The sequence below is a fragment of the Aquimarina aggregata genome, from assembly GCF_001632745.1.
Taxonomy (GTDB): Bacteria; Bacteroidota; Bacteroidia; order Flavobacteriales; family Flavobacteriaceae; genus Aquimarina; species Aquimarina aggregata.
Genome location: NZ_LQRT01000013.1, coordinates 12,754 through 37,848, shown reverse-complemented (window position 1 = coordinate 37,848; position 25,095 = coordinate 12,754). Strand labels below are relative to the sequence as shown.

At 32.6% G+C, this 25,095-nt stretch carries 16 protein-coding genes; 6 read left to right on the top strand and 10 right to left on the bottom strand.

Annotated features, from left to right (window positions below; all coding sequences use genetic code 11):
* Positions 1–79 precede the first annotated feature (79 nt).
* The 5 genes from AWE51_RS11480 (at position 80) to mazG (ending at position 7,590) form a co-directional block, all read left to right on the top strand.
* Positions 80–2,839, top strand: a complete 2,760-nt coding sequence (locus AWE51_RS11480) for a sialate O-acetylesterase (RefSeq protein WP_066313671.1) — start codon at positions 80–82, stop codon at positions 2,837–2,839.
* Between the two features lie 185 nt (positions 2,840–3,024).
* A complete protein-coding gene (locus tag AWE51_RS11475) occupies positions 3,025–4,410 on the top strand; it encodes a sialate O-acetylesterase (RefSeq protein ID WP_157766079.1) in 1,386 nt (461 codons plus the stop codon).
* A 193-nt stretch (positions 4,411–4,603) separates the two neighbouring features.
* Positions 4,604–5,791, top strand: coding sequence for a tRNA 2-thiouridine(34) synthase MnmA (gene mnmA, locus AWE51_RS11470; protein WP_066313669.1), 1,188 nt, complete (start codon positions 4,604–4,606; stop codon positions 5,789–5,791).
* 72 nt (positions 5,792–5,863) lie between these two features.
* The gene (locus AWE51_RS11465; RefSeq protein ID WP_066313668.1) at positions 5,864–6,808 is read left to right on the top strand and encodes an NAD(P)H-dependent flavin oxidoreductase; all 945 of its coding nucleotides are present in this window, start codon (positions 5,864–5,866) and stop codon (positions 6,806–6,808) included.
* 8 nt (positions 6,809–6,816) lie between these two features.
* The gene (gene mazG / locus AWE51_RS11460) at positions 6,817–7,590 is read left to right on the top strand and encodes a nucleoside triphosphate pyrophosphohydrolase (RefSeq protein WP_066313667.1); all 774 of its coding nucleotides are present in this window, start codon (positions 6,817–6,819) and stop codon (positions 7,588–7,590) included.
* A gap of 50 nt (positions 7,591–7,640) precedes the next feature.
* On the opposite strand, the gene AWE51_RS11455 is transcribed toward mazG, so the two are convergent.
* The 9 genes from AWE51_RS11455 to AWE51_RS11415 all read right to left on the bottom strand — a co-directional run bounded on the left by AWE51_RS11455 (position 7,641) and on the right by AWE51_RS11415 (position 21,962).
* The gene (locus AWE51_RS11455) at positions 7,641–11,075 is read right to left on the bottom strand and encodes a starch-binding protein (protein WP_082832412.1); all 3,435 of its coding nucleotides are present in this window, start codon (positions 11,073–11,075) and stop codon (positions 7,641–7,643) included.
* A gap of 294 nt (positions 11,076–11,369) precedes the next feature.
* On the bottom strand, positions 11,370–11,933 hold the full coding sequence (locus AWE51_RS11450; protein ID WP_232517378.1) for a class I SAM-dependent methyltransferase: 564 nt from the start codon (positions 11,931–11,933) through the stop codon (positions 11,370–11,372).
* 68 nt (positions 11,934–12,001) lie between these two features.
* Positions 12,002–14,146, bottom strand: a complete 2,145-nt coding sequence (locus AWE51_RS11445; protein WP_082832411.1) for a DUF349 domain-containing protein — start codon at positions 14,144–14,146, stop codon at positions 12,002–12,004.
* A 141-nt stretch (positions 14,147–14,287) separates the two neighbouring features.
* On the bottom strand, positions 14,288–15,019 hold the full coding sequence (locus tag AWE51_RS11440; RefSeq protein WP_066313663.1) for a shikimate dehydrogenase family protein: 732 nt from the start codon (positions 15,017–15,019) through the stop codon (positions 14,288–14,290).
* Positions 15,016–16,041, bottom strand: coding sequence for a DUF368 domain-containing protein (locus AWE51_RS11435; RefSeq protein ID WP_066313661.1), 1,026 nt, complete (start codon positions 16,039–16,041; stop codon positions 15,016–15,018). Before AWE51_RS11435 ends, AWE51_RS11440 begins: the two co-directional genes overlap by 4 nt.
* Before the next feature lie 6 nt (positions 16,042–16,047).
* A complete protein-coding gene (locus AWE51_RS11430) occupies positions 16,048–17,013 on the bottom strand; it encodes a DUF368 domain-containing protein (RefSeq protein WP_066313660.1) in 966 nt (321 codons plus the stop codon).
* Between the two features lie 82 nt (positions 17,014–17,095).
* Complete coding sequence (locus AWE51_RS11425; RefSeq protein ID WP_066313658.1) at positions 17,096–18,487, bottom strand: tetratricopeptide repeat protein; 1,392 nt, start codon at positions 18,485–18,487, stop codon at positions 17,096–17,098.
* A 331-nt stretch (positions 18,488–18,818) separates the two neighbouring features.
* On the bottom strand, positions 18,819–20,009 hold the full coding sequence (locus AWE51_RS11420; protein ID WP_066313656.1) for an aspartate aminotransferase family protein: 1,191 nt from the start codon (positions 20,007–20,009) through the stop codon (positions 18,819–18,821).
* Between the two features lie 75 nt (positions 20,010–20,084).
* On the bottom strand, positions 20,085–21,962 hold the full coding sequence (locus AWE51_RS11415; RefSeq protein ID WP_082832410.1) for an OstA-like protein: 1,878 nt from the start codon (positions 21,960–21,962) through the stop codon (positions 20,085–20,087).
* Positions 21,963–22,454: 492 nt separating this feature from the next.
* Between AWE51_RS11415 and AWE51_RS11410 the strand changes: the two genes are divergently transcribed.
* Positions 22,455–23,669 (top strand): TolB-like translocation protein, encoded by a 1,215-nt coding sequence (locus tag AWE51_RS11410; protein WP_198403823.1) that lies wholly within the window; start codon positions 22,455–22,457, stop codon positions 23,667–23,669.
* 142 nt (positions 23,670–23,811) lie between these two features.
* Here AWE51_RS11410 and AWE51_RS11405 read toward each other — a convergent pair whose 3' ends face one another.
* Positions 23,812–25,083, bottom strand: a complete 1,272-nt coding sequence (locus AWE51_RS11405; RefSeq protein WP_066313651.1) for an adenylosuccinate synthase — start codon at positions 25,081–25,083, stop codon at positions 23,812–23,814.
* Between the last annotated feature and the right edge of the window lie 12 nt (positions 25,084–25,095).

Below are 25,095 nucleotides of genomic sequence, written 5' to 3'. Positions count from 1 at the left end.
TTAAAATTTAGAAATAATACAATAGTCTAGTCGGGAAAAGACTAATTACAGATTACCAATAAAACTAAATAACAGATTTATGATAACAATAAGGGAAATTTCAGAATCTTTCTGGTCAAAAAAGATGATGAGAATATTACTATTAACATTAAGCTTTTGCTATACTGTTGCTACAGCGCAACAATCCACTTATAAAGGATCAAATAATATACCTTGCATAATTGAAGCTGAAAATTATGATACAGGAGGAGAGGGTGTTTCATATCATGATGTTAATAAAGGAGAAGCAGATAAAGTCGCTAACTATAGAACAGGAGAAGATGTAGGTGTAGAGATTGAGCCTAAAGCGAATAAATCTAATGGTCATATTGTTGGTTGGACTAGCGATGGTGAATGGCTAGAATATACATTTAATGCAAAAGATAAAGGAAGCTATACAATATCGATTATGGCCACTGCTAGGAATGTAGGGTCTAAAGGATTTCAATTATTTATTGATGAGAAAAAAATATCATCAAGAATAGAAGTAAACCCAAAGGCAGGTTGGTTTAGTGAATGGAAAGAGTATAAAGTAAATACTAAAATAAAAAAAGGTAAACATGTACTTAGATTAGAAATTTTTTCAGATGATAAGTATGCAATTAACATAGACTATATAGAGTTTGTTTCTAAAAAGGAACCCGCACAAAAACAATTTTCTGTAACCAATTTTATTAGAGATAATTCTGTTTTACAACGTAATTCAAATGTTAATATATGGGGTAAAGGGAAACCAGGAAGTATAGTGACAATAGAACCAGAATGGGGAATCGCTGCTACTGCATTAGTTAATAATAATGGCGACTGGAAAACTAAAGTAGCAACTAAAGAAGCAGGGGGACCATATAAATTGGTCATAAAAGATGAGAATCAAACGTTAACCTTTAGCAATATACTTTTAGGAGAAGTTTGGGTGGCTTCTGGGCAATCTAATATGGAGTTACCATTAAAAGGATGGGGAGCTGGCGGTAGTGTGAATAATGCAGCTACAGAAATAGCAAAAGCAAATTTTTCAAAAATTAGAATTTTTCAAGTAGAACGAAATGCTTCTTTTGATCCAAAATATGAGGCTAACGGTATATGGCGTATATGTAATCCAACTAATGCCAATAATTTTTCTGCTGTAGCTTACTTTTTTGCTAGAGAATTATATAATAAATTAAATGTTCCAATAGGAATAATTCAGGCGACTAAAGGAAGTTCAAAGGCCGAAGCATGGACATCTACTGATGAATTGAAAAAAGTTGTAGGTTTTGAAAATATAGAAAGAGATTTAACACGATCTAAAACCAAAAATAAGCCGTATACATTGGATTATATAAATGATGATACCAAACAATTCGAAACACCTGCTGCATTATTTAATGGTATGATCTCTCCGATTAAATCATATACTATAAAAGGTGTAATTTGGTATCAAGGAGAATCAAATTCTGATAATCCAAAACTATATAGTTCAATTTTTCCTGCTCTTATTCAGTCATGGAGAAAAGCATTCAAGAGTGAAGAATTACCGTTTTATTATGCTCAAATTACACCATTTCAGAATTATGATAATAATAAACATAATAGCTACGAGGTTAGAGAAGTTCAATTTATGGGGAAAGATATACGTAACACCGGAATGGCAGTTACTTTAGATCTTGGTGATCGATGGAAAATACACCCAGGTAATAAACAAGATGTAGGTAAACGATTAGCAATTTGGGCTTTAGCTAAACAATATAATTTTAATGAGTTAATATATTCTGGACCGATTTATAAATCTGCAGAATTTGAAAACGGAGAAGGGAAATTAAAGTTTAATAATATTGGAGATGGACTTAAACTTAGTAAAGGACCAAACAATTTTGAAATTTCTGGTATAGATGGTGTTTTTCATAAAGCTGATGTAGCTATAAATAATGATGTATTAGAAGTTTCATCTAACGAGGTAACAGATCCAACACAAGTGCGATATGGATGGTCAAATTGGGTAGTCCCTACATTGTATAATATGGATGGTCTACCAGCATCATCTTTTAGAACATTTACGGCTTTTGTTTTTTCAGAAAAATATAAAATAGACCAAGGAGCCAAAGTAATAAAAGTGCCTTTAGGACAAGAGAATATAACAATAGATAAATTTTTAAGTAATCTATCAACAATCAAAGGCGCTACATGTAAAGTTGTAGATGTAAATGGTAAGACTCCCACAGGAAAAATGTCCAGTCAATATAGAGTTTTATCAATAATGAATAATGGTCAAGATTCTAGATATTATAATGTTATGTTAGGAGCGTTAACTAATTTGTCTGATCGACGACCAGTAGCAAGTGATGCTCCCACTAGAAGTGTGGCTAAAATACAGGCTATAACTACAACTCAAGTTATCGAAGAAGAATCGAAAGATTTAGATATAGCGAATAGAGAAAATATAAGTATCCGCGCCTTGAGTAATAATTTATATGTTAGTTCAGAAAATGGACTTAGACCAATAACCTGCAATCGAACTAAAGTTGATATTTGGGAACGATTTAGTATAGAGTCAGTAGGTGGAGGAAGAGTAGCTATTAAAGGAAGTAATGGGTCATATTTTAGTTCTGAGGACGGACTTAAGCCGATGAGATGCAATCGAAAAAAAGCAGAGGCTTGGGAGGAATTTACTCTAGAACCTCTAGGAGGAGATTTGTACGCTATTAAAGGAAATAATGGAGCGTATGTGAGTCATAATAATGGAAGTGTAGAAGGACTAACATGTAATAAATCTATAGTAGGTGATCAGGAGAAATTTATTATTAAAGATGCCGCTTCCAAGTAATGACAATTGGTTGTTATATAAAATATTTGATCATAAAATGTAAAGAACAACAATAGATGATGATCTCTCACTTTTTAAGATGCAAATTGTTATTAAATCAATTGGTTAAAAAAACAAATGTTACAATTTTGTTTTGTTTATTGATTGTGATGCCTTCGGTATCACAGACATTGTCAGTCACAAACTTGATTAAACAAAACGCTGTTTTACAACGTAATACTAATGTTAATATCTGGGGAGAGGGAACACCAGGTAATTTGGTTACTATTACTTTAGGTAACGAAAATAGTGTTACCACAAAAATATCTGATAAAGGCAGTTGGAGTGTGAAAATTCCGACAGGAGATGCGGGAGGTCCTTATACATTAAATATTAAAGATAAAACAAAAACGTATAATTTTGGAGGAATTTTATTAGGAGAAGTTTGGCTTTGTTCTGGTCAATCTAATATGGGAATGCCTATGAAAGGATGGGGGGCAGGAGGTACCATCGTTAATGCTAGTCAAGAAATTAGTGCGGCAAACTTTCCTAAAATAAGAGTCTTTAGAGTAGCTAAAAAAGCATCGTACTTGCAAGAGAATGAAGTTTTTGGTAAATGGGTTATTTGTAACCCTGATAATGCTAAACATTTTTCAGCGACAGCCTATTTCTTTGCAAGAGAACTATATAAAAAACTAAATGTGCCTATAGGTGTTATTGTTGCAGCAAGAGGAAATTCTAAAGGCGAAGCATGGACATCAAGTAATTCTCTTACTGCTATCAATGGTTTCGAGAACGTTATGGCCGATTTAGAAATTGCTAAACAAACACCAAATACAGGGAAATATAAAATAGATCACATTAACAACGGTCAACAGGGGTTTAATACTCCAGGAGCAATTTATAATGGAATGATTTATCCAGTTACACCGTATACTATAAAAGGGGTAACATGGTATCAAGGAGAAAATAATTCTGGTGATGGTATTCAATATCGAGACATACTTAGAAATTTAATTACTGAATGGAGAACTGCATTTAAAAATGTAAATATGCCGTTCTATATAGCACAAATTACACCATATGAGTATAATGTAAATGCAAAATCTCAAGAAGTAAGAGAAGCTCAATTTTTAGCACAAAATATTCCCGATGTAGGTACGGCTGTTTTATTAGACACGGGTGAACGAAAGCAGATTCACCCTAGTAAAAAACAAGAAGCGGGCATGAGATTAGCGTTTTGGGCTTTAGCTAAACAGTACAATCAAAATGTAGCGTATTCAGGTCCTACTTATATATCGTCAGAATTTGAAAGCGGAAAAGGAATTCTTAAATTTTCGCATAACAAGGGCTTAAAAATTACAGGTGACGGTAATTTTGAGATAGCCGGAGAAAATGGAGATTTTAAAAAAGCAAACGCTGTTGTAAAAAATGGAACCATCGAACTAACTTCCTCTACTGTTCCTAATCCAACTCAGGCAAGGTATGCATGGTTTAATTGGGTAGAGGCGACCTTATTTAATGGTGATAACTTACCAGCATCATCATTTAGAACAACTGTGCCAGGAATCCCAAAGTCTACTATAAAATAAGACATGATAAAACGTATTCTATATATAGAATGTCCTTTATATTTTTAAATATAATATTGGGTTTTACATATTCTTTTATCAAGCTATTCCAAAAATTAGTTAAAGTAGACTGTCTCTAAAGTATTTACTTATTACTTTTGCAAAATAATTTTAAAAAGACTCTGTAAGAGTTTATAAAAGAAAGGAATTTTTGATGAAGAGAGTAATCGTAGGATTATCAGGAGGAGTTGATTCTAGTGTTGCGGCTTATTTGCTTAAAGAACAAGGTTATGAGGTTATTGGCCTTTTTATGAAAAATTGGCATGATGATTCCGTTACTATTTCTGATGAATGTCCATGGTTAGATGATAGTAATGATGCATTATTGGTAGCAGAAAAGTTAGGAATACCATTTCAAACGGTTGATCTTAGTGAACAATACAAAGAGCGTATTGTCGACTATATGTTTCATGAGTATGAAAAGGGACGTACACCTAATCCTGATGTATTGTGCAATAGAGAAATTAAATTTGATGTTTTTTTAAAAATAGCGTTATCTCTTGGAGCTGATTATGTGGCTACTGGACATTATTGCAGAAAAGAAACAATTGTAGAAAATGGAAAAGAAGTACACCGCTTGTTAGCAGGAAAAGATCCAAATAAAGATCAATCTTACTTTTTATGCCAATTATCACAGGAGCAACTGGCAAAAACGCTGTTTCCAGTTGGAGAATTGCTAAAACCAGAAGTTCGTGAAATTGCTGCAGAACAAGATCTTGTTACTGCAGATAAAAAAGATTCTCAGGGATTATGTTTTATAGGAAAAGTACGCTTGCCAGATTTTCTTCAGCAGAAGTTAAAACCTAAAGAAGGTAATATTGTTGAAATACCGGCGTCAGAAGATAAATATACGCGTGTCATACCTGAATTTGAATCTAAAAAAGAAGAATTAGAATTTCTCGCAACAAAATACCAATATGCCATTGATGAAGGAAAAATAGTTGGTAGACATCAAGGCGCACATTACTATACAAAAGGGCAACGTAAAGGATTGGCGGTAGGAGGAACTCCAGAACCACTTTTTGTAATTGAAACAGACGTAAATACAAATACTATTTATACAGGACAAGGTAAAAGTCATCCAGGACTATATAGAAAAGCGTTGTTTATTTCAAATGAAGAGTTACATTGGGTAAGAGAAGATTTAGCTCTAAAGGTAGATGAAGAACTTCAGGTTATGGCAAGAATACGCTATAGACAACCATTAGATAAAGCTACATTGCACCAAATAGATTCGGGAATGTACGTGGTTTTTGAAAATGACCAAAGTGCAATTACAGAAGGTCAATTTGTGGCTTGGTATATAGATGAAGAATTGGTTGGGTCTGGTGTAATTTCGTAACTTGTACATCTTATAATTTTATACTAAACCCCAAAGGTGACTTACCTCTGGGGTTTTTAAAGAAAAATATAAATGAATAAAATCAAAGAATTATTTCATATACAATACCCGATTATCCAAGGAGGAATGATATGGGCAAGTGGTTGGAAACTAGCAAGTGCTGTTAGTAATGCTGGTGGACTCGGACTTATAGGAGCTGGATCAATGTATCCGGATGTTTTAAGAGAACATATTCAAAAGTGTAAAAAAGCAACGGATAAACCATTTGGAGTTAATATTCCTATGTTGTATCCTAATTTAGAAGAGATTATTCAGATTATTCTTGATGAAGAGATTAAAATAGTATTTACATCTGCAGGTAACCCAAAAACATATACAAAGTATCTTAAAGAAAAAGGAATTACCGTAGTACATGTGGTAAGTAGTTTAAAATTTGCTTTGAAAGCACAAGAGGCTGGAGTAGATGCGGTGGTCGCTGAAGGTTTTGAAGCAGGAGGCCATAACGGTAGAGATGAAACTACAACACTTGCCTTAATCCCAATGGTAAAAGAACAGATTACAATTCCTTTAATTGCAGCAGGAGGTATTGCGACAGGTACGGCCATGTTTGCAGCTATGGCGTTGGGTGCAGATGGGGTTCAAGTAGGAAGCCGTTTTGTGGCAAGTCATGAAGCTTCATCTCATATAAACTTCAAAAATATGGTGGTAGATGCTAAAGAAGGAGACACGCATCTTACTTTAAAAGAACTGGCCCCTGTTAGAATGTTAAAAAATAAATTTTATCAAGATGTTGCTGAATTGTATAGTAAAGGTACTACTATAGATGAATTAAAAAATTTGTTGGGTAGAGCAAGAGCTAAAAAAGGTATGTTTGAAGGAGATTTGGTAGAAGGAGAATTAGAAATAGGTCAAGTCTCAGGTATAATTCACGATATTAAACCAGCTGGAACGATAGTTCAAGATATGCTTAACGAATTTGAAACTACCAAAAATCGAATGCAAAACGTTACTATTTAAACCATATTATGAACTCAAGAGAAAAGCAACTTAAGGCATTTGATAGATTATTAACTATTATGGATGAACTCAGGGAGCAATGTCCTTGGGATAAAAAACAAACACTAGAATCGTTAAGACACCTCACAATAGAAGAGACATACGAATTAGGAGATGCAATTCTTGACAATGACCTTGATGAGGTTAAAAAAGAGCTAGGTGACCTATTACTGCATATTGTATTTTATGCTAAAATCGGTAGTGAAACAAATGAATTTGATATAGCAGATGTGGCTGATGGAATTTGTGAAAAACTAATCAATAGACATCCACATATTTATGGAGATGTTACAGTAAATGATGAAGAAGATGTCAAGCGTAATTGGGAAAATCTTAAACTCAAAGAAGGAAAAAGTAGTGTTTTAGAAGGAGTGCCAAAATCATTACCTGCACTAGTTAAAGCAAGTAGGATTCAGGATAAAGTTGCCGGTGTTGGTTTTGACTGGGAAGAGCCTCAGCAAGTATTCGAGAAATTAAAAGAAGAACTCGAAGAGCTGCAACATGAGGTAAAAGTTCAGGATCAAAATAATATTGAAGCAGAATTTGGAGATGTATTATTTTCCATGATTAATTATGGGCGGTTTCTTAATGTAAATCCAGAAGATGCTTTGGAACGCACAAATAAAAAATTTATTAAACGATTTCAATATCTTGAAAGTAAGGCAAAAGAAAATAATAAAGCATTAGCAGATATGACACTTGCCGAAATGGATGTTTTTTGGGAAGAGGCTAAAAAAATGTAATAAGTCTTCCATAAGATAAATTTATGAAAGACTTATAGATAAAAGGGGGGTTAATACACTGCTATTTTTTTTGTTTGGGTTTTACCATCGATTGTTATTTTGCAAAAATAAACACCAGATGTTTTTAAGATATTTTCTCTATTAAGTTCATAGGTATGTCGACCTTGATCCATTACTTTATTTAGTATTATTTCAGAAGCGCCATATACATTCGTGATCGCAATACGAACATTACTTTTTTCTTTTTTAGTAGACCATTCTAAAGTAGATTTCTGAGTTATTGGATTTGGATAAATGATAGCCTTAGTTGTAAGATCAAGATTTTCGAAATTATCTGATTTATTGGTAATCGGTCTACTATCAAACCAAGAACCATTATAATACCAACCTTCCGTACATCTATTAAGATCTTCGGTCTTGGATGCTCCGTTGTTACTGAAAATAAAGTTGGAACAATTAGTGTTTTGTAATGTATATCGGTACCAGCCATCGATATCGGCAGTCATTAATTGACCTGGCCATGATGTAGAAGTTCCTGATGGAGTAGCGTTCCAAAAATAAATAGATGGAGATGTGTAGGTGTCTGATTTGAAGTAAACTGTTAAATTTTGATTTTGATTTTCTTCAGGATTACTGTCATACCAAATACCATTGTAATACCATCCGTCTCCACATCTATTTAAATCAGTAGTTTGGTTTGTTCCATTTGCGCTAAATATAATATTAGAACAAGTTACACCACTAAGAGTGTATGTATACCATCCATTTCCAACGGCTGTCATTGATTGTCCGGGCCAAGAAGTTGAAATGGCAAGGGGAGTAGTGTTCCAGTAGTAAACACTTGGGTTGTCTAACGTACCTTTATAATGTACGGTCATTGTATTTTCTGATGATGTAAATGTATATGTGTTACTAAGGATGTCAGAAGAAAGACCTTCAGAATCATATGCTATTGCCCTAATAGTAGTATCGGTAGTAAGCGTTATAGGTGTTGTGTATCTTGTTGAAGTGGTATTAGGTTCATCTCCATTCGTTGTATAATATATTTCTATATTTTGTGAATCGTTATCTGTGGCGATTAATGCAACCCTAACTGTTTCCCCTAGATTGAAAGAGCCACTGCTAGGTGTAGCTGATATTGTAGGAGGTGTATTTGCGGTAGTTCTTGGATCAGTGTCATACCATATACCATCTGCATACCAACCATCTCTGTTTCTTGAGAGGTCATCAGTTTTGGCACCACCATTATCATTAAATAATAAATTGGTGCTTTCCACTCCAATAAAAATATATTCATACCAATCTGAGTTATCAATCCTACTCATTTGAGGACCTGGCCAATTGCTAGATGGTAGTGTATTTGGAGAAGTATTCCAATAATGCACATTTACTTGAGACCAAGTATTTGGTTTCTTAAAATATACATGTAAACCTTCTATTGGACCAATAGTAAAGTTTTTGATATTAACCTGAGATGCAGTACCATTTTTGTCATAAACGATAGCTTTTATAGTAGTTGAAGTGTCAATACTAAACGAACTGGAATATTTTGTACTTGATGTATTTGGTGTTGTTCCATCTGTAGTGTAGTAAATTTGATAGGGAGCTCCGGCTCCTCCGACGCCTTGCATTGTAACTTGAATGGGAGTTTCAGAATTTGAAGAAACGGGATTAATAATGACTACAGGGTCAATTGGGCCATTGATACAATTTTCAAAAAAACCACCTCCGCAGCCTCCTATTAATCCAGGACCATTTAATACATAAATACCTGCAGAACCGGAGGTAACTGTGAAATTTAAAACACCATTTTGAGCAGCTATTTCACGACCCGTAACAGCATCACGATATAAACCATTAGACATTCCTGAAATAGAAAAAGAAGCATTACCATCTTTAGCAAGTCCAACAGCAACTTCACTATTATCATGTACTCTTCTGTATGCAACTGCATTTCCCGGAGCATCTTTCCAACTCCACGCGCCTTTTTGTAAAGCAGGTACTGCTTTGCGAATAGCATTTAACTTTTTGATATGTTGATAGATTTTATGATTTGGAGCTTGATCCATTACATCTCCATAATATGCTCTTCCGGTTTTGTTAATGGATTGTTGAATTCCTGAGGCATCATGAATGTCATTAAACTCACCTGCTTTAAATCTCATTTCTGTTCCATAGTACACTGTCGGAATTCCACGCCAAGTGAACATGAAATTCATACAAGCGGCAAGATTTTCATCCGATCCACCGTATCTTCTATTCCAATCATTATTAGGTCCAAAATCATGATTATCTAACCAAGTGACTAAAGTAGATGGGTCACTATATAAATGATCGTATCTTGCAGCAGCCTTTACTGTAGGAAATGATTGCCCTTCTTCAAAAGATCCGTGGAAAGTAGCTTCTCCAAAAAAGTCTATTACAGCTAAGTCCAAGGGTTGAGAGTTGTTAACATCACCTCTCCATGTATAATAATGCGGGTTTGTTTCCTCAACAGGGTGCAATTCATGACGTTTTTGAGCGACTTCTCCAAAAATAAATAAATCTGGATTTATGGCTTTAAAGGCATCATAAAAGTATATAATATCTTCTCTACTCATATGCTTAACAGTATCCCACCTAAAAGCATCTACTCCCATATTAATAAATCTTGCATAAGCATTAACTAAGTACTCGCGAACTACCGGACTACTTGTATTAAGATCTGGAGTATCACCAGCTAATGCTCTATTCTGTAAGTTTTCAACATCATCGAAACCTTGAGCGAAACCATTTCCTGAATGATGATACCAATCTGGATCAGAGGTATCTACATAATTTTCTTTGCTAGGAAAGTTAAAGGCAGCTAAGTTTTGATTGTATGGAGGTGGCATTTTAGCCAAATTAGCTCTACTCCATAGCAAACCATCTTCAGGATTAGGGGTTAATCCGTCGTATTCCCAATTTGGATTATCTGGAGCATGCCAAATAGCATCAGGGTTGGTATTGTATTTTATTTCAGCTACATCTTTAATTCCAAATCGACCAGCATGATTCGTGACTACATCAAGAACTATTTTCATATCTCTGCTATGAATTTCATTAATTAAATCTTGAAAGGTCGCTCCTGGTGATTCTAATCTTGGATCTACTCTAGTGAAATCCCAAGCATGATAACCGTGATAATCTAATGGACTTCTATTATGAACTATAGGGGTAATCCATATTGCAGTAAACCCTAAATCTTTGATGTAATCTAGTTTTTGAATTAAACCTTTAAAATCACCTCTCCATGTTACGTCATTTGGATCTGTAATGTCTGGGTTAATAGTTGGGTCTGGATTGTAGGATGACCATTCTGTTGGAGCATTATTATTTGGATCACCATCAAAAAACCTTGTTGTCATTAAGAAATAGATGGTTTCTTCTCTAAAATCAATTTGACTATTTAAGGATATCGGTAAAAGATATGTCATCACAAAAATAGTGAGTAGTAGTTTTTTCATTTGTATAAGCCTTATTTGTCTCCAGATAATTTGCGCAAGAAATCACTGAAAAGATTAAAATTACGTTTGTGTTAGTTAATTTAAGACATCATTAGGGATATCTTAATTTTTTAATATTATAGTTAGTGATTTAGTAATTTACATGAAGTTGAAAGACTATTTTTTACTTTTGACAAACGAAAACGTTTGCGTGTTGATAAACAGTAGATAAATATTTATTTTGACTAGTATAAGAACTTAATCTAGAGAGTGAGTAAAGGTTTGATTTTTAGTGTATTGAAATTTTATGAGAAACTATTTCTGGAAAACTATAATTTTATCAGAGATAGTAACACTGATAAAACCATATGTTTTCTGAATCCAGTTTAAAGTCTCACTGGTGTAAAAAAAGACATGGGTAGAGTCGTTTTTGTACCACCATGATGTAAAATCAATTGATGATTTAAATAAGTTCGTTTTGCAGTATAAGGAACCGTTCTGGTTTAGTAAAGAGTAAAGAAGATTAAATTCTTTGGCGGGATCGTAAAAATGTTCCATCACTTCACAACAAATGATATAATCATATTTTGCGGATAGGGCATTAGTATTGGGTGTAAAAAAAGGATCATACATCGTTATTTGATATCCTTTTTTGCTTAATAATGAAGTTACTATTGGACCACTTCCTGATCCAAAATCTAAACCAAAATGATTAGGGTTATAATCATTTTCTACAGCTTGTATTATTGGGGATACAAATTTTTTATAACCAAGATCATTAATGTCATTGTGATGTAATTCATATCTTTCCTTTTCTTGCTCAGGAGTCAGATAGTGATCTTTATGAAGTACTATTGCACGACAAGTTGGGCATCTCAAGAAAATTCGTTTTCGTAGTTTAGAAAACAATATAGTTTCTGAACCACAAAGGGTACATTGCATATGAATTACAGTTGCTTAATTTTTTTCAATTTCGCTTTCCATACTTCTAGACTATCCCTATGCTTTTCGATATTTTTATGAACTTCTAGTACCAGAGGATTGTCATCTTTAGCGTTCTTAAAAAACTGAAGATTGTTTTCTAATTGTCTTATTTCACCATTAACTTCATCGATTTTCTTACGAATAAAATTTTGTTCATTTCTTAAAGCACTGTCATCGCTTTGATTTGATAATGAACTTAGTTTATTTTCATACTTAATCATCTCAGTTTCTTGACGACTTAAATTGAGTTGTTGAAAAAGCCCATCTAAAGCTTTGTTATATTCTGACTCAATATTTTTCTTTTTATAAGGAACTCTTCCAAGAGTTTTCCATACAGATATATTGTCTTTTATCGTCTTAAGATCAGCTGCAGGATCACCAGAAAGTTTAAGATCTTTAAGTGCTTCTATATGTGATTGTTTCTTTTCTAGTGAGACAAGTTCTTCTTTATTGGCTTCATTTCTTTCTGCATGTATACGATCAAAATATGAGTTGCAAGCATCTTTAAACCTTTTCCAGATCCTATCACTATCCTTACGCGGAACATGTCCAATTTTTTTCCAATCTGCCTGAATTTTTTTCATTAATGGAGTAGTAACCGAAAAATCATCACTATCCTTATTATCCTCGGCTATTTGGATAAGTTCCATTTTCTTATTTAGATTAAGAAATTGTTCTTTCTTTAATCCTTTGTAGAAAGCATTTTTATTTCGATTAAAATCTCTAACTGCAGATTTAAATTCACTCCAAGTTTGTTCATTTACATAAGACGGGACTTTACCTGCTTTAAAGAACTCTTCTCGTAAAGCTTCAATTTCTTTAATCTTTTGTTGCCAACCACTATGATTATTGGGGCTTGTTTTAGCGACTTCTACTATTTGTGCTATAATAGCTCGTTTTGTTTCTAGATTAACTTCATAAACTTTATCCTGTTCTTTGAAAAACTTTTGTCTGTTTTCATGAATTTGTTTAGTAAGGGCACTAAACTTTTCCCAAATAGGTTCACGATATTCTTTTCCAACAGGACCTAGATCTTCTTTCCACATTTTGTGAAGCAATTGTAATTCTCTAAATGCTCTGTTTACATCGGTTTCTTGTGCAAGTTCTGTAGCACGTTCTATAATCTTGAGTTTTTGTTCTAAGTTATGTTTAAAGTCAAGATCTCTAAACTCTCGATTTAAATGTAAAAAATCATAAAAATTTTCTGTATGATGATGATATGTATTCCAAACAGTATTGTATTTGTCTCTTGGAATAGGACCAGCATTACGCCATCTTTCTTGTATGCTTTTGAAATGATTATATGTGGTGTTGATATTTTCGTCAACATTTAATAGACCTTTTAATTCATCTATTAATTCTAGTCTTCTCTTAAGGTTTTCTTGAAGATCTTTTTTAAGATTTTGATAATAAGCATTACGCTTTTCTTTATAATCAAAATATACAGAATTGAATTCTTTTTTTATAGGAGTAGAGTAATAAAAATCAATAACATTACCACCTTCAGCTAAAAACTCTTCTTTTTTCTGTTCTACTTCTTCATTAAATTTTTCATTAAATTCAGTTTTAATCTCTTCGACATGTTCTTTGATTGCCTGAATTTTTTCATTTTTAACCAAGATGCTCAATTCCTTGATTAATTGCTCTTTTGTCATAGCATGATAATCTTTCTTCTCGATATCATGTCTTTCTTGGGTGGTTTCGTCCTCACTATGTTCTGCAACCGCCTCATCCATTTGATCTTGAACTTCATCATTCTTAACGTCAGAAACTTCTGTAACGTCGTCATCTTTACTTTTTATAACATCCGTTTGAGTATCCTGAGTTATAGCATCGGTTATTTGAGGGTTAGCAGTTGTTGATGTAGAATCAAGATCAGAAACTTCTGATTCTTTTGGCTCTTCAGGAGTGTTCTCAAGAGTATTTTCTACTTCGGATTTTTCTATACTTAGCTGTTCTTCCGAAGATTCTTTGCTAATAGTATCTCCAGTATCTAAGGGGGTCGCCGGAGCAGATTCAGTAGTGTTAACTTCAGAATTTTCTTTCAAAATCTCGGCCTTATTATCCTTCTCTCCATCTGCCTTAGGCAGGTTATCACGTGTTGACATTGTGTGAACGTTTTTATTGGTCTAAGCATTAATCAATGACTAAGATACTAACATATTAGAAAACCTCAAAGTTATTGAAGCGTTTTAGGAACTTCTTGTGTTTATAGCAGATTGTTATCTTACTGGGAGGGCGTCTGAAAATTAGGAGTTCCAGATCTCCCATGATTTTTGAGCTTGAAGAATTAACATTTGAAGTCCGTTTGATACTTTTGCTCCTTTTTCTTTTCCTTTTTTCATAAAAGTGGTCTCAGCGGGATTGTAAATTAAATCAAAGAAAACATGATTTTCAGTAATGTATTCATATGGGATATTTGGGAAATCTTCAATGTTTGGATGAGTGCCTAAAGGAGTACAGTTAATAACTAGTCTATATTCATTCATGATATCTTCATCCAGATCGATATAACTTAACTCATTAAAATCAGGATTTCTAGAGACAAAAGTATGTGTTATACCTAGCTTATCTAGTGCGTAAGCAATCGCTTTTGAGGCGCCACCTGTACCTAATATTAAAGCTTTTTTAATGGATTTGTTTAGTAATGGTTTTAGTGCTTCTGTAAAGCCATAATAATCACTATTAAATCCAGTTAGTTTTTTATCTTTTTCAAATTTAATAACGTTGACGGCTCCAATTTCTTTGGCAACAGTATCTAAATTATCCAAATAGGATACTACTTCTTCTTTATATGGGATTGTAACATTTAATCCCTGTATTGAAGGATCATTAATAACTTCTTTAAAACTTTCTATTTGTTTCAGGTCAAAATTATTGTATTCACAATCAAGGTTTTCTTTTGTAAATTTTTCAGTAAAAAAACCTTTAGAAAATGAATACCCAATATCTCTACCTAATAATCCGTAAATTTTTTTCATTTTGAAATTTTAGAAGTCTTTTGCCCATACCATTCTAACCATAAAACAATACCAATACCAATACCAATAGAAAAAATCCCGAAGTAGGTTTCTGCAATTGCAAAATCAGGAAAATATCGATCGTAATTATCTAGTATAGGATCGCCTAGCGCATCGATTTGAACATTCCCCATTGTATCTGTTTTATACACTTTATCTTTCCATGGCCAAACTACACCAAGAGAACCTGAAATAAAACCAATTATGGATGCAAAAGTCGCATTTTTAAAATGTTTAAGTACATAGCCTAAAAAATGAGATAAGGTTACTAAACCTGTTAGCGAACCAAGACTAAATATTACTAATACTTGCAATAATCTTATTCGTTGTGTATTGTCTACAAAAGAAAAATCCCATTGAATGATATCGGCAATAGTATCATACAATGCGTTTACAGAGTCTACCAATAATAAGACATAATTGCCAAGTAAAATTAGAATAAAAGATCCTGACAATCCTGGTAGTGTCATTCCCGAAACGCCAATTATACCGCATACAAAAACAAAAAATAGGTTGTCATTTTCTTTTGCAGGGTCAAGCAGACTAATGCTTACTCCAACAATTATACTAATGATGATAATACATATGTTTTTTTTACTCCAATCATCAAAATCTTTAACTATATAATAAATTGAGCCGATAATCATTCCAAAAAAGGCGGCCCATACATAAAGTTCATAATGTATAATAAGGTAATCAAGAATTTTTGAAACGCTAAAATAGCTGATAAGCATTCCTAATATCAATAACCCAAGAAATCTACCGTTTACATATCGCCAGAAACTCTTGAATCTAAAATTGATAAAAAGTTTAAACGCTTTAAAATTTATTTTTTGAAGTGAGTAAATAAATTCTTCATAAAACCCTGCGACAAAAGCTACGACTCCTCCTGAAACACCAGGTACTTTATTAGCTGCACCCATTGCTAACCCTTTTATGACTAGAAAAAGTCTATCACTAAAAGTTCGAGTACTTTGTTGCATTATATATTAATTAGCTTTTTTGTTTGCCAAACGTTCTAATATTAAAATTAAAAGAAAACCAACACAAACAAGGAGCAAAACCAATAAGATTTTTGGATCTCCCTCAAAGTTATTTGGTAAAATACTTTTTTCTATAAGTGGAACTTTAATTCCTTCAGAATTTGTTCTCCAAGATAACACTTCTTTCCATGGCCATAGTTTATTTAATGATCCAATCATGAAACCTGTTAGAATTGCCAGAGTAACATTTTTATGGTTCTTAAACATCCAGTTTAAAATTCTGGAGAACAATTTTAAACCTGTGATAGCGCCTAAAGCTATGATAATTAGCTTAATAATAGCTTGTGTTAAAATATCAATATCAAAATTAACTAAACCGTCTCTTAGTTGATTTAAAATATTAATAAACGTCTGATAAGCTCCTAATATCAATAAAATAAACGCACCAGAAACGCCTGGTAATATCATTGCTATAATAGCTATAAATCCACAAAAAAGTAGATACCAGTTACTATCTGGTGATGCCAAGGGTTCTGCAAGTGTTATGAAATAAGATAATATGCCGGTTATTAAAATGCTTAACCATACTTTGGGTTTAAAACTAGTAATTTGTTTTCCTATGTAAACAATACTAGCTAAAACTAATCCAAAGAAAAAAGCCCAAAGTAATAGAGGTTCATTATGAAGTAGCCATTTAATTAGCTTAGCAAGAGATAAAATGCTAATAGCAATCCCTAAAAATAGTGTGGATAAAAAAGAAAGATTGTATGCTTTCCAAGCATTTAAAAAACCTTCTTTTTTCCAAGTAGAAAAGAATGAGAAGTCTAACTTATTTATAGTTTCGATTAACTCTTCATAGATTCCTGAGACAAAAGCGATTGTCCCTCCAGAAACACCAGGAACAACATCTGCTGCTCCCATTGCTAATCCTTTAATTGAAATAATTAGGTAGTCCTTAAGACTTCTCCGCATTTTTTTAGTTTTAAGTATTGATCAAAACAAATGTATGGATTTTTGCGAAGCCTTATTATAGAAAAAAATGTCTTTTTTGTTATTATTTATATTCTGAAATAATATTTTTCACTAAACTTAAATTAAATACTTTATCAAAAAGTTCTTCTAAAACTATATGATATTCATAATCTAATTCAAGTGCTTTTCTTATATGGTGCTCTCCCTTGTCATAATCTTGATTTTCATAATAGATCCCAGCCAGCCTAAATTGAACTTCAGCATTATCAGGATAAAATTCTATAGCTTGAAACAAGTTTTGTAAAGCTGCGTCTGATTCTCCAAGAAATCTAAGAATATCTGATCGACTTAACCAAGTTTCTAGTTCATAATTACCAAGTTCTAGCGCTTTGCGATATCCTCTTTCTGCTTCTTCAAAAAAATCAAGTTTGTTATTTATTTTGGCATATCTTTTCCAGTACAAAACGTTTTCTGCATCTATACTAATGGCTTTATTTGTATAATACAGTGCCTTTTGGTAATTGCGTTTGCGTAAATAGAAATCGGTTATGGCAATCCATCCTTTGTCTAATAAAGGATCTTCATGTACGGTTTTGGAATAATGTTGAATGGCCAAATCGTCATTCCCCAATCTTTCAAAACACTTTCCAATTCGTAGTAATGCAAAAGAGGTCGGGTCATCTAATTCAAGAGTTATTCGATAATTTTCGATAGCCTCATTATAGCGTTTTAGTTTTTCTAAAACTTTCCCTTTTTCTAAATATGCACCTATAAAATACTCATCGCTGATGATAGCAAAATCAAATGCTGCTAATGCTTTTTTGTAATCTTTCAAATCATAATATTGTTTCCCTACTTGATGCCAAGCAACTTCACAATATGGGTTTTTATCAAGATACATGTTAAGGTATTCAATAGCATCTTCATGCTGTTCTAGAAAGTCAAAACAATAAATAATATTATATAAAGCTGAATAATCATGATCATCGGCTTCAAGGCATTTCATGAAACTAACCTTAGCGTTTTCAAAATCATCCATAAACAAATACTCCATACCTATTAAAGAAAAGACATCTGCTTCATCATTAGTATACTTTAATGCAATATTAAGAAGTTCTATGGCTCTAAAATGTTCATTTTTCTTTGAAAGAATATTAGCTTTTTGAATATAAATTTCTTCATTTTCTGGTTCAATTGCATGTAATTGAGCCAAGAGATTATCTGCTTTGTCCAAGCGATCTTCAAATACCATTACTTCAACTTGTAGTAATTTCAAGTTTACAGAAGATGGATGTTGTGAAAGACCCAAAGATATTGCCTTTTTGGCTTTAGCAATTTTCCCATTTTCTAGATAGTGATGAATAATAGATTCAAATTCGTCAGAATCAAAAAACTTAACATCATTAGATCTCAGCATAGACTCGTATCGAGTAATAGAGAAATTATTTTCTTCTTCTTCGTGGTTAAATTTCATACACGTTGATTAGAGATGCTCAATAAATAGTAAAAGTAGTATAAATATCTGTTTTGCTTTCCCAAACGATTGAGGATATTTGATAACTTTATTAAACGTAATTTATTTTCGCATTATTGATTTCCTCAGTATTAAAATTACAAATGAATTTGTACGTTTGAACTTTAGTCATCATTTGTTTTTAACAAACTAATTAACAAAATACATACCATTCATAAAAAATGATCATGTGTTTATTTTTTATAGGCCAATATGTCTTAAGAATTTTTGTGAAAAGAAGTGTTATTCAACTAAATATAGTAAATTTTAGTCAACTTTTCAAGTTAACAGATCATTTATTAAGCTCATTAATTTGATCTAAAACACTTAAGAGAATGGCGCAACCTTCTTTGATCTCTTCAACAGAAATGGTCAACGGAGGTGTGATTCGTACTGCTTTTGACTCGAACAAGAGCCAAAACAGGATTAATCCTTTCTCTTGACAAAGCATTATTATTCGATTTGTGATCTCCTCTGAAGGAGTTATACAAGCTAACATTAAACCAATACCTCTAATCTCTGTAATTAGTGGATGTACAAGTATTGATCTAAATAGTTTTTCTTTTTCTAATACCTCTGCCATTACGTCACTTTCTGTAAGTTCCTGTAATGTTGCCAAAGCAGCAGATGCAATGACAGGATTTCCTCCAAATGTTGTAATATGACCTAATTTGGGGTTGTCTTGCAATTGATCCATCATTTCAGAGGAAGCTGTAAACGCTCCAATCGGAAGACCCCCGCCCATTCCTTTTCCGAGGACAAGTATATCAGGCACTATGTTATAGTTTTGAAAACCAAAAAGAGTACCTGTTCTACCAAATCCTGGTTGGATTTCGTCTAAAATTAATAAAGCACCTACTTCATCACAGCGTTTCCTAACTTTTTGCAAATAATTATTTTTTGGAACTATAAAACCGGCTCCGCCTTGTATTGTTTCTAACAAGACAGCCGTCGTGTTTTCTGTTATCTGAGATAGATCACCTTCAAAATTAAAATTAATAAAGCTTACATCAGGAAGTAATGGTCTAAAAGCTCTTTTGCGTTCTTCATACCCCATTACACTCATTGATCCCATAGTGTTACCGTGATAGGCTAGATTGGCTGCAATAATTTGACTGCGACCTGTTACTCTTCTTGCCAGTTTAAGAGATCCTTCGATAGCTTCGGTTCCTGAATTGGTTAAATAAGTTTTTTCTAGAGAAGGGGGGAGGTGATGTGCTAAAAGTTTTGTTAATGTTACTGCTGGTTGCTGGATATATTCACCATAAACCATAACATGCAAGTACTTATCTAATTGTTCTTGTATGGCTTTTATTACTCTTGGATGTCTATGTCCTAGGCTGCAGGCCGATACACCAGCTACAAAATCAAGATATTTTTTACCATTAGTATCATAAATATAAGATCCTACAGCATGTGAAATTTCCATTGCTAAAGGATGTGGACTTGTTTGTGCTTGGTATTTAAAAAAATCTTCCTTCAAGAGTATTTAGGGTATGTGAAATTTTATTGAAAAAAATAATTAGAATTATAACAATTAGATATATACTACTAGCTTCTAATTGTTAGATAAACTTTTTGTACTATCCTTAAGTTTACTTGCCTGCTTTAGGGTAGTCACAGTGATACTATCTCTTTGTCTAGCTGTTCGTTGTAAATCTAGATCAATTGAGGAAGTTTTCTTTTTACTTTTTTTATTTTCTTCCTTGAGATCTTCTTTGATTTCTTTTTTAGAAGGAATAGAATCTAACTCTTCATTGGTCTCTTTTAATTCGGCATCCTTAAGTTCTTGTTCTAGTAGACGTGATCCTTCAGATTTGTTTTCTTCTATACGTTTTACTGTTTCTTCATCAAAGAAATCAGCTTCATCTTTTGGCAACGGAATACCTTTTATTTTTGTCAGAACAGGAGGGCTTTCTCCTCTAAAAAGATCAGCTTTACTAGTAATACGTTCCTCTCCACGCCACAAAAACCCAGAAAGTTCACGAGCATTTTCAGGAAGATCAATTTCTCTATATAAAGTACCATCAACATTTTGATAATAGTATACATCTTCTATTTCTCGATTATTAAGTAACAATCGTATAGAACTGGATAATACTTTGTTGATACCTATTAATTTTAAATCACCTTCACTCTCCCTTTGATAGAAAACAGTTTCGGTATTTTTATCTATATCTACTTGATAAATCTCATTGTCTTTAAATAAACCATATAGTGTCTGTCCTTTAACTTGATTATATCCTGCTTTTAAGGTGTCTTCTTGAGCAAGAAAAGCATTTTGATAGACTACCAAAGAATCAAGTTTTTCGGTCTCGTTATTAGAAATGATTTTTATGGTATCTCCTGTCATTTGATTTCTTTGCGCCCATAAAATTGGTCTACCTATCATTTTTGTGTAACCTGTAGTTTGATCAACATTGATAGAATCACTTTTACCACTCATATTGATTTTATAGATTCTTACATCATAAAAGCCATTCATGATTCTGTTTTCGGGTTTACCAGTAACCATTAATGTATCACTATGTATAAAAATAGAATCTTTTTCTTGTAATGTTGCGGCTAGGGCTCTTTTGGTAATAAATACAGAATCCTTGTCTTTGAATACTTCGGCATAATGTCCAGTAATAATTGAATTATTTGCTGTATCTAGTACTTTTATATTATTAGTTGCCGATGCAAATTGCACAGCACTATTGTAAAATATACTATCTCCAAAAACAGTGCGATTATCATAATCGATTCTTGCATTTTTAATTGCATACCCTGTTTTTACTTCGGTATCATAAAAACCTCTTTCGCAGTATAAAGTACTTTCTTTTCCTTTTACAGTTGATGGTCCGTATATATAGACATGGTTGGCATCTGGGAAATAATCTAATCGATCAGAATCAATAGTGTTTTCAGGATTTACAATTTTTACATTAGTGTTAAATGAAAATTGATTTCTATCCATGAAATGACGACCAATCTTACTAGTAAGTGTTGTATTTGCAGAATCTTTAACTGTACCTCCACTACGATAGTAGGCTTGTTGTTTTAATCTATCAAAAAATAAAGTATCTGTACGCAATGTATTCGATGGGGTTTCCATAAATACATCATCTCTGGCATAGGCAAATTGAGTGTTTCCATTATACTCTGCATATTTGCTGGTCATGGTCAAGGTATCTCCTTGCTTTATAATCACATTACCAAGTGCTTTTACAAATTTATCCTCACCGTAATGAACTGCCTGATCACACCAAATTTCAACACCTTCGTGTTGCATGTATACCTGCTTATCCACTTTTGCTAAAATTGTGGCTCCAGGAAATCTGTCTTGGTCTTTAATAGTTCGGTCAGATTGTACCTTTATTTGTTTTGCTTCTTGAGCCATAGTGACTGCAGAAAACAAAAGAATAAGAGTTATATAGATGAATTTGTATTTCAAGTGTTCTTAATTTGTTTGCAAAATAACGAAAATTGTTACTAATGATTGTTGCTGTTTATGTAAAATAACGGTCTTCTTGTTTTAAATACTTATGAATACCTTTAATGTTACGTATTTTTTGAATATCATTTTTTGAATTAATTAATATTTGGTTGAGAATTATGAATAATCGATATTTTTTTTGAGCACATTTTCCGAATAATTAAAGGGGTTAAAGAGGGTTTTAATGTGATTCTAAAAAAAATAAAAAAGAATTTTACGAATTTTTAACACTTGATTTGATTAAGCATCAGTACATTGCAAGAGGAAACAACAAAAGAATACGATCAATGCTATGGGGATAGCATTTCTTAAACTTTATTTTTTTTAGAATTATTAAATACTGTTAATGACTAGTTATTTTAATTAGTCAACTTACAGGTATTATGATTTTTTTTAAGGAAACTTAAAGATGAGATCGAAATAGAAATAACAAAAAACTAATGTATGTTTTTGGGGAAAAACTTCAATAGGCTGTTTTTTTTGTTTTTTTGGGGAGCTGTATTTTCACAAGAAGTACAGTATAGGGAAATAGTTGATACTTATATAAGCTATGCTCTTGTTGACGATAACAAAGTATATACAGGTGATGTTAATATAGAGCCTGCAATTATAAAAGTATATGAAGAAGGTAAAGCGCTATCTGAGAGTTTTTTAAATAATTATGAAACAAAAGGTAGAAACGAATCTTATGTATGTTTATTGAATTCTCTAACAGTAAAAGAAAAAAAGTCAAAGAATTTTGTGCTAAATATTTTGAAAATAAATTCAAAAGGTTCGGATTATGCTCCTAGTTTTTATAATGGAGAGTTAATTTTTGCATCTTCAAGAGATGTTAATAGTATCTCTAAAACTTTTGATGCGTTAAATAATCAACCTTTTTTGGACTTATATAAGACTACAGAAATTAATAATCAGCAAAGAGTTAGAAAATTAAAGGGAAAAATTAATTCTAAATTTCATGAATCTTCGGCGGTTTTTACTCAAGATAAAAAAACAGTTTATTTCACCAGGAATAACTACTCGAAGAAGAAATATGGGACAAATGATGAAGGTGTTGTTTTATTAAAAATTTATCGAGCTAGTTATTATGAAGGAAAATGGAGAGATGTAGAAGAATTACCTTTCAATAGTGATGATTATTCTATTGCTCATCCAGCATTGTCCCCTGATGGAAAACATCTTTTTTTTGCTAGTGATATGCCGGGTAGTTTTGGTAAATCTGATTTGTATAAGGTTGATATATATGAAGACGGTAATTTTGGAACACCAGTTAATTTAGGAGAAAGAATAAATACAAAAGAAAGAGAAACTTTTCCTTATGTAAGTGATAAGGGGAACTTGTTTTTTGCGAGCAATGGCCATAGTGGTTTTGGAGGTTTAGATATTTTCATGACACTACCAAACAAGGACGGAAATATCGAAGTTTATAATCTAGGAAAACCAATTAATAGCGAAAAGGACGATTTTACTTTTATAATTAATGAAGAACATAAAACAGGATATTTAGCTAGTAATCGTGACGGAGGAAAAGGGGATGATGATATTTATGGTTTTAAACAACTAGTTTCTTTTCCTAAACAATACAATAATAGATTAAGAGGGGTTAAAAAAATTGAAAGAGTTATTGATTTAAAAATAACAACAGAAGAAATAACCTCGTGGTAATCTAACAGAATATGCCATTATGGTGAAGAGTAATAGTAAAACGAATTATAATATTTGTGTTACTATTTTAGTTAGCTGAAAAAGCCGTTAAATTTAATTTAACGGCTTTTGTAATTAATTATAGTATTGTCGTATTTTGAAACTACCTATGTATTGTTTGCGTTCTATCTGGACCTACAGATACAATAGTAATAGGAGTTTCTAACTCTTTTTCAAGAAAGTCGATATATTCATTTAACTCCTTTGGCAATTCAGAAGCTTCTGTCATTCCTGTAAGATCTTCTGACCAACCTTTCATTTCAGTATAGATTGGAGTTACATTTTCTGGTTCGATATTGTATGGTAAGTGTGTAATTGTTTCGCCTTGATATTTGTAAGCAGTACATACTTTTAGTGTTTCAAATCCACTTAACACATCGCCTTTCATCATCATTAACTTAGTAACCCCATTAACATGTACAGCGTATTTTAGTGCTACAAGATCTAACCAGCCACAACGTCTTGGTCTTCCTGTTGTTGCTCCAAATTCATTACCAACTTTAGCCATTGTCTCACCATCTTTATCAAATAGTTCAGTAGGAAAAGGACCGCTACCTACTCGTGTTGTATAGGCCTTAAAAATACCAAAAACATCTTTAATTTTATTAGGAGCAATCCCTAAACCGGTACAAGCACCGGCTGCCGTTGTATTAGAAGAAGTCACAAATGGATAAGTACCAAAATCAATATCTAATAATGATCCTTGAGCTCCTTCAGCAAGAATTGTTTTTCCTTCTTTTTGCGCTTTATGAAGATATTCTTCACTGTCAATAAAAGTTAGTGATTTTAATACCTTTACAGCTTCAAAAAACTCACGTTCTAATTCTTCTAAGTCATACTCGATTTTAGCATCATAGAAGTCAATCATAGCTTCATGTTTATTAGCTAAGTTTCTATAACGATCTTTCCAGTTACTAAGTTCAAGGTCTCCCACTCGAATACCATTTCTACCCGTCTTATCCATATAAGTAGGACCTATACCTTTTAGGGTTGAGCCTATTTTAGCTTTACCTTTAGAAGCTTCTGAGGCGGCATCTAAAATTCTATGAGTTGGAAGTATTAAATGTGCTTTTCTAGAAATTAAAAGCTTTGATTTATAGTCTAAATTAAATTTATTTAGATTATCTAATTCTTTTTTGAAAATAACAGGGTCTATTACAACTCCATTTCCAACCAAATTAATGGCTTTGTCATGAAAAATTCCACTAGGAATAGTGTGTAATACATGTTTGATTCCATCAAATTCCAAAGTATGCCCGGCATTTGGACCACCTTGAAATCTAGCAATTATATCATAATCTTTTGTAAGAACGTCTACAATTTTTCCTTTCCCTTCGTCTCCCCATTGAAGACCAAGCAATAAATTTACCGCCATTAGTTGTGTTGA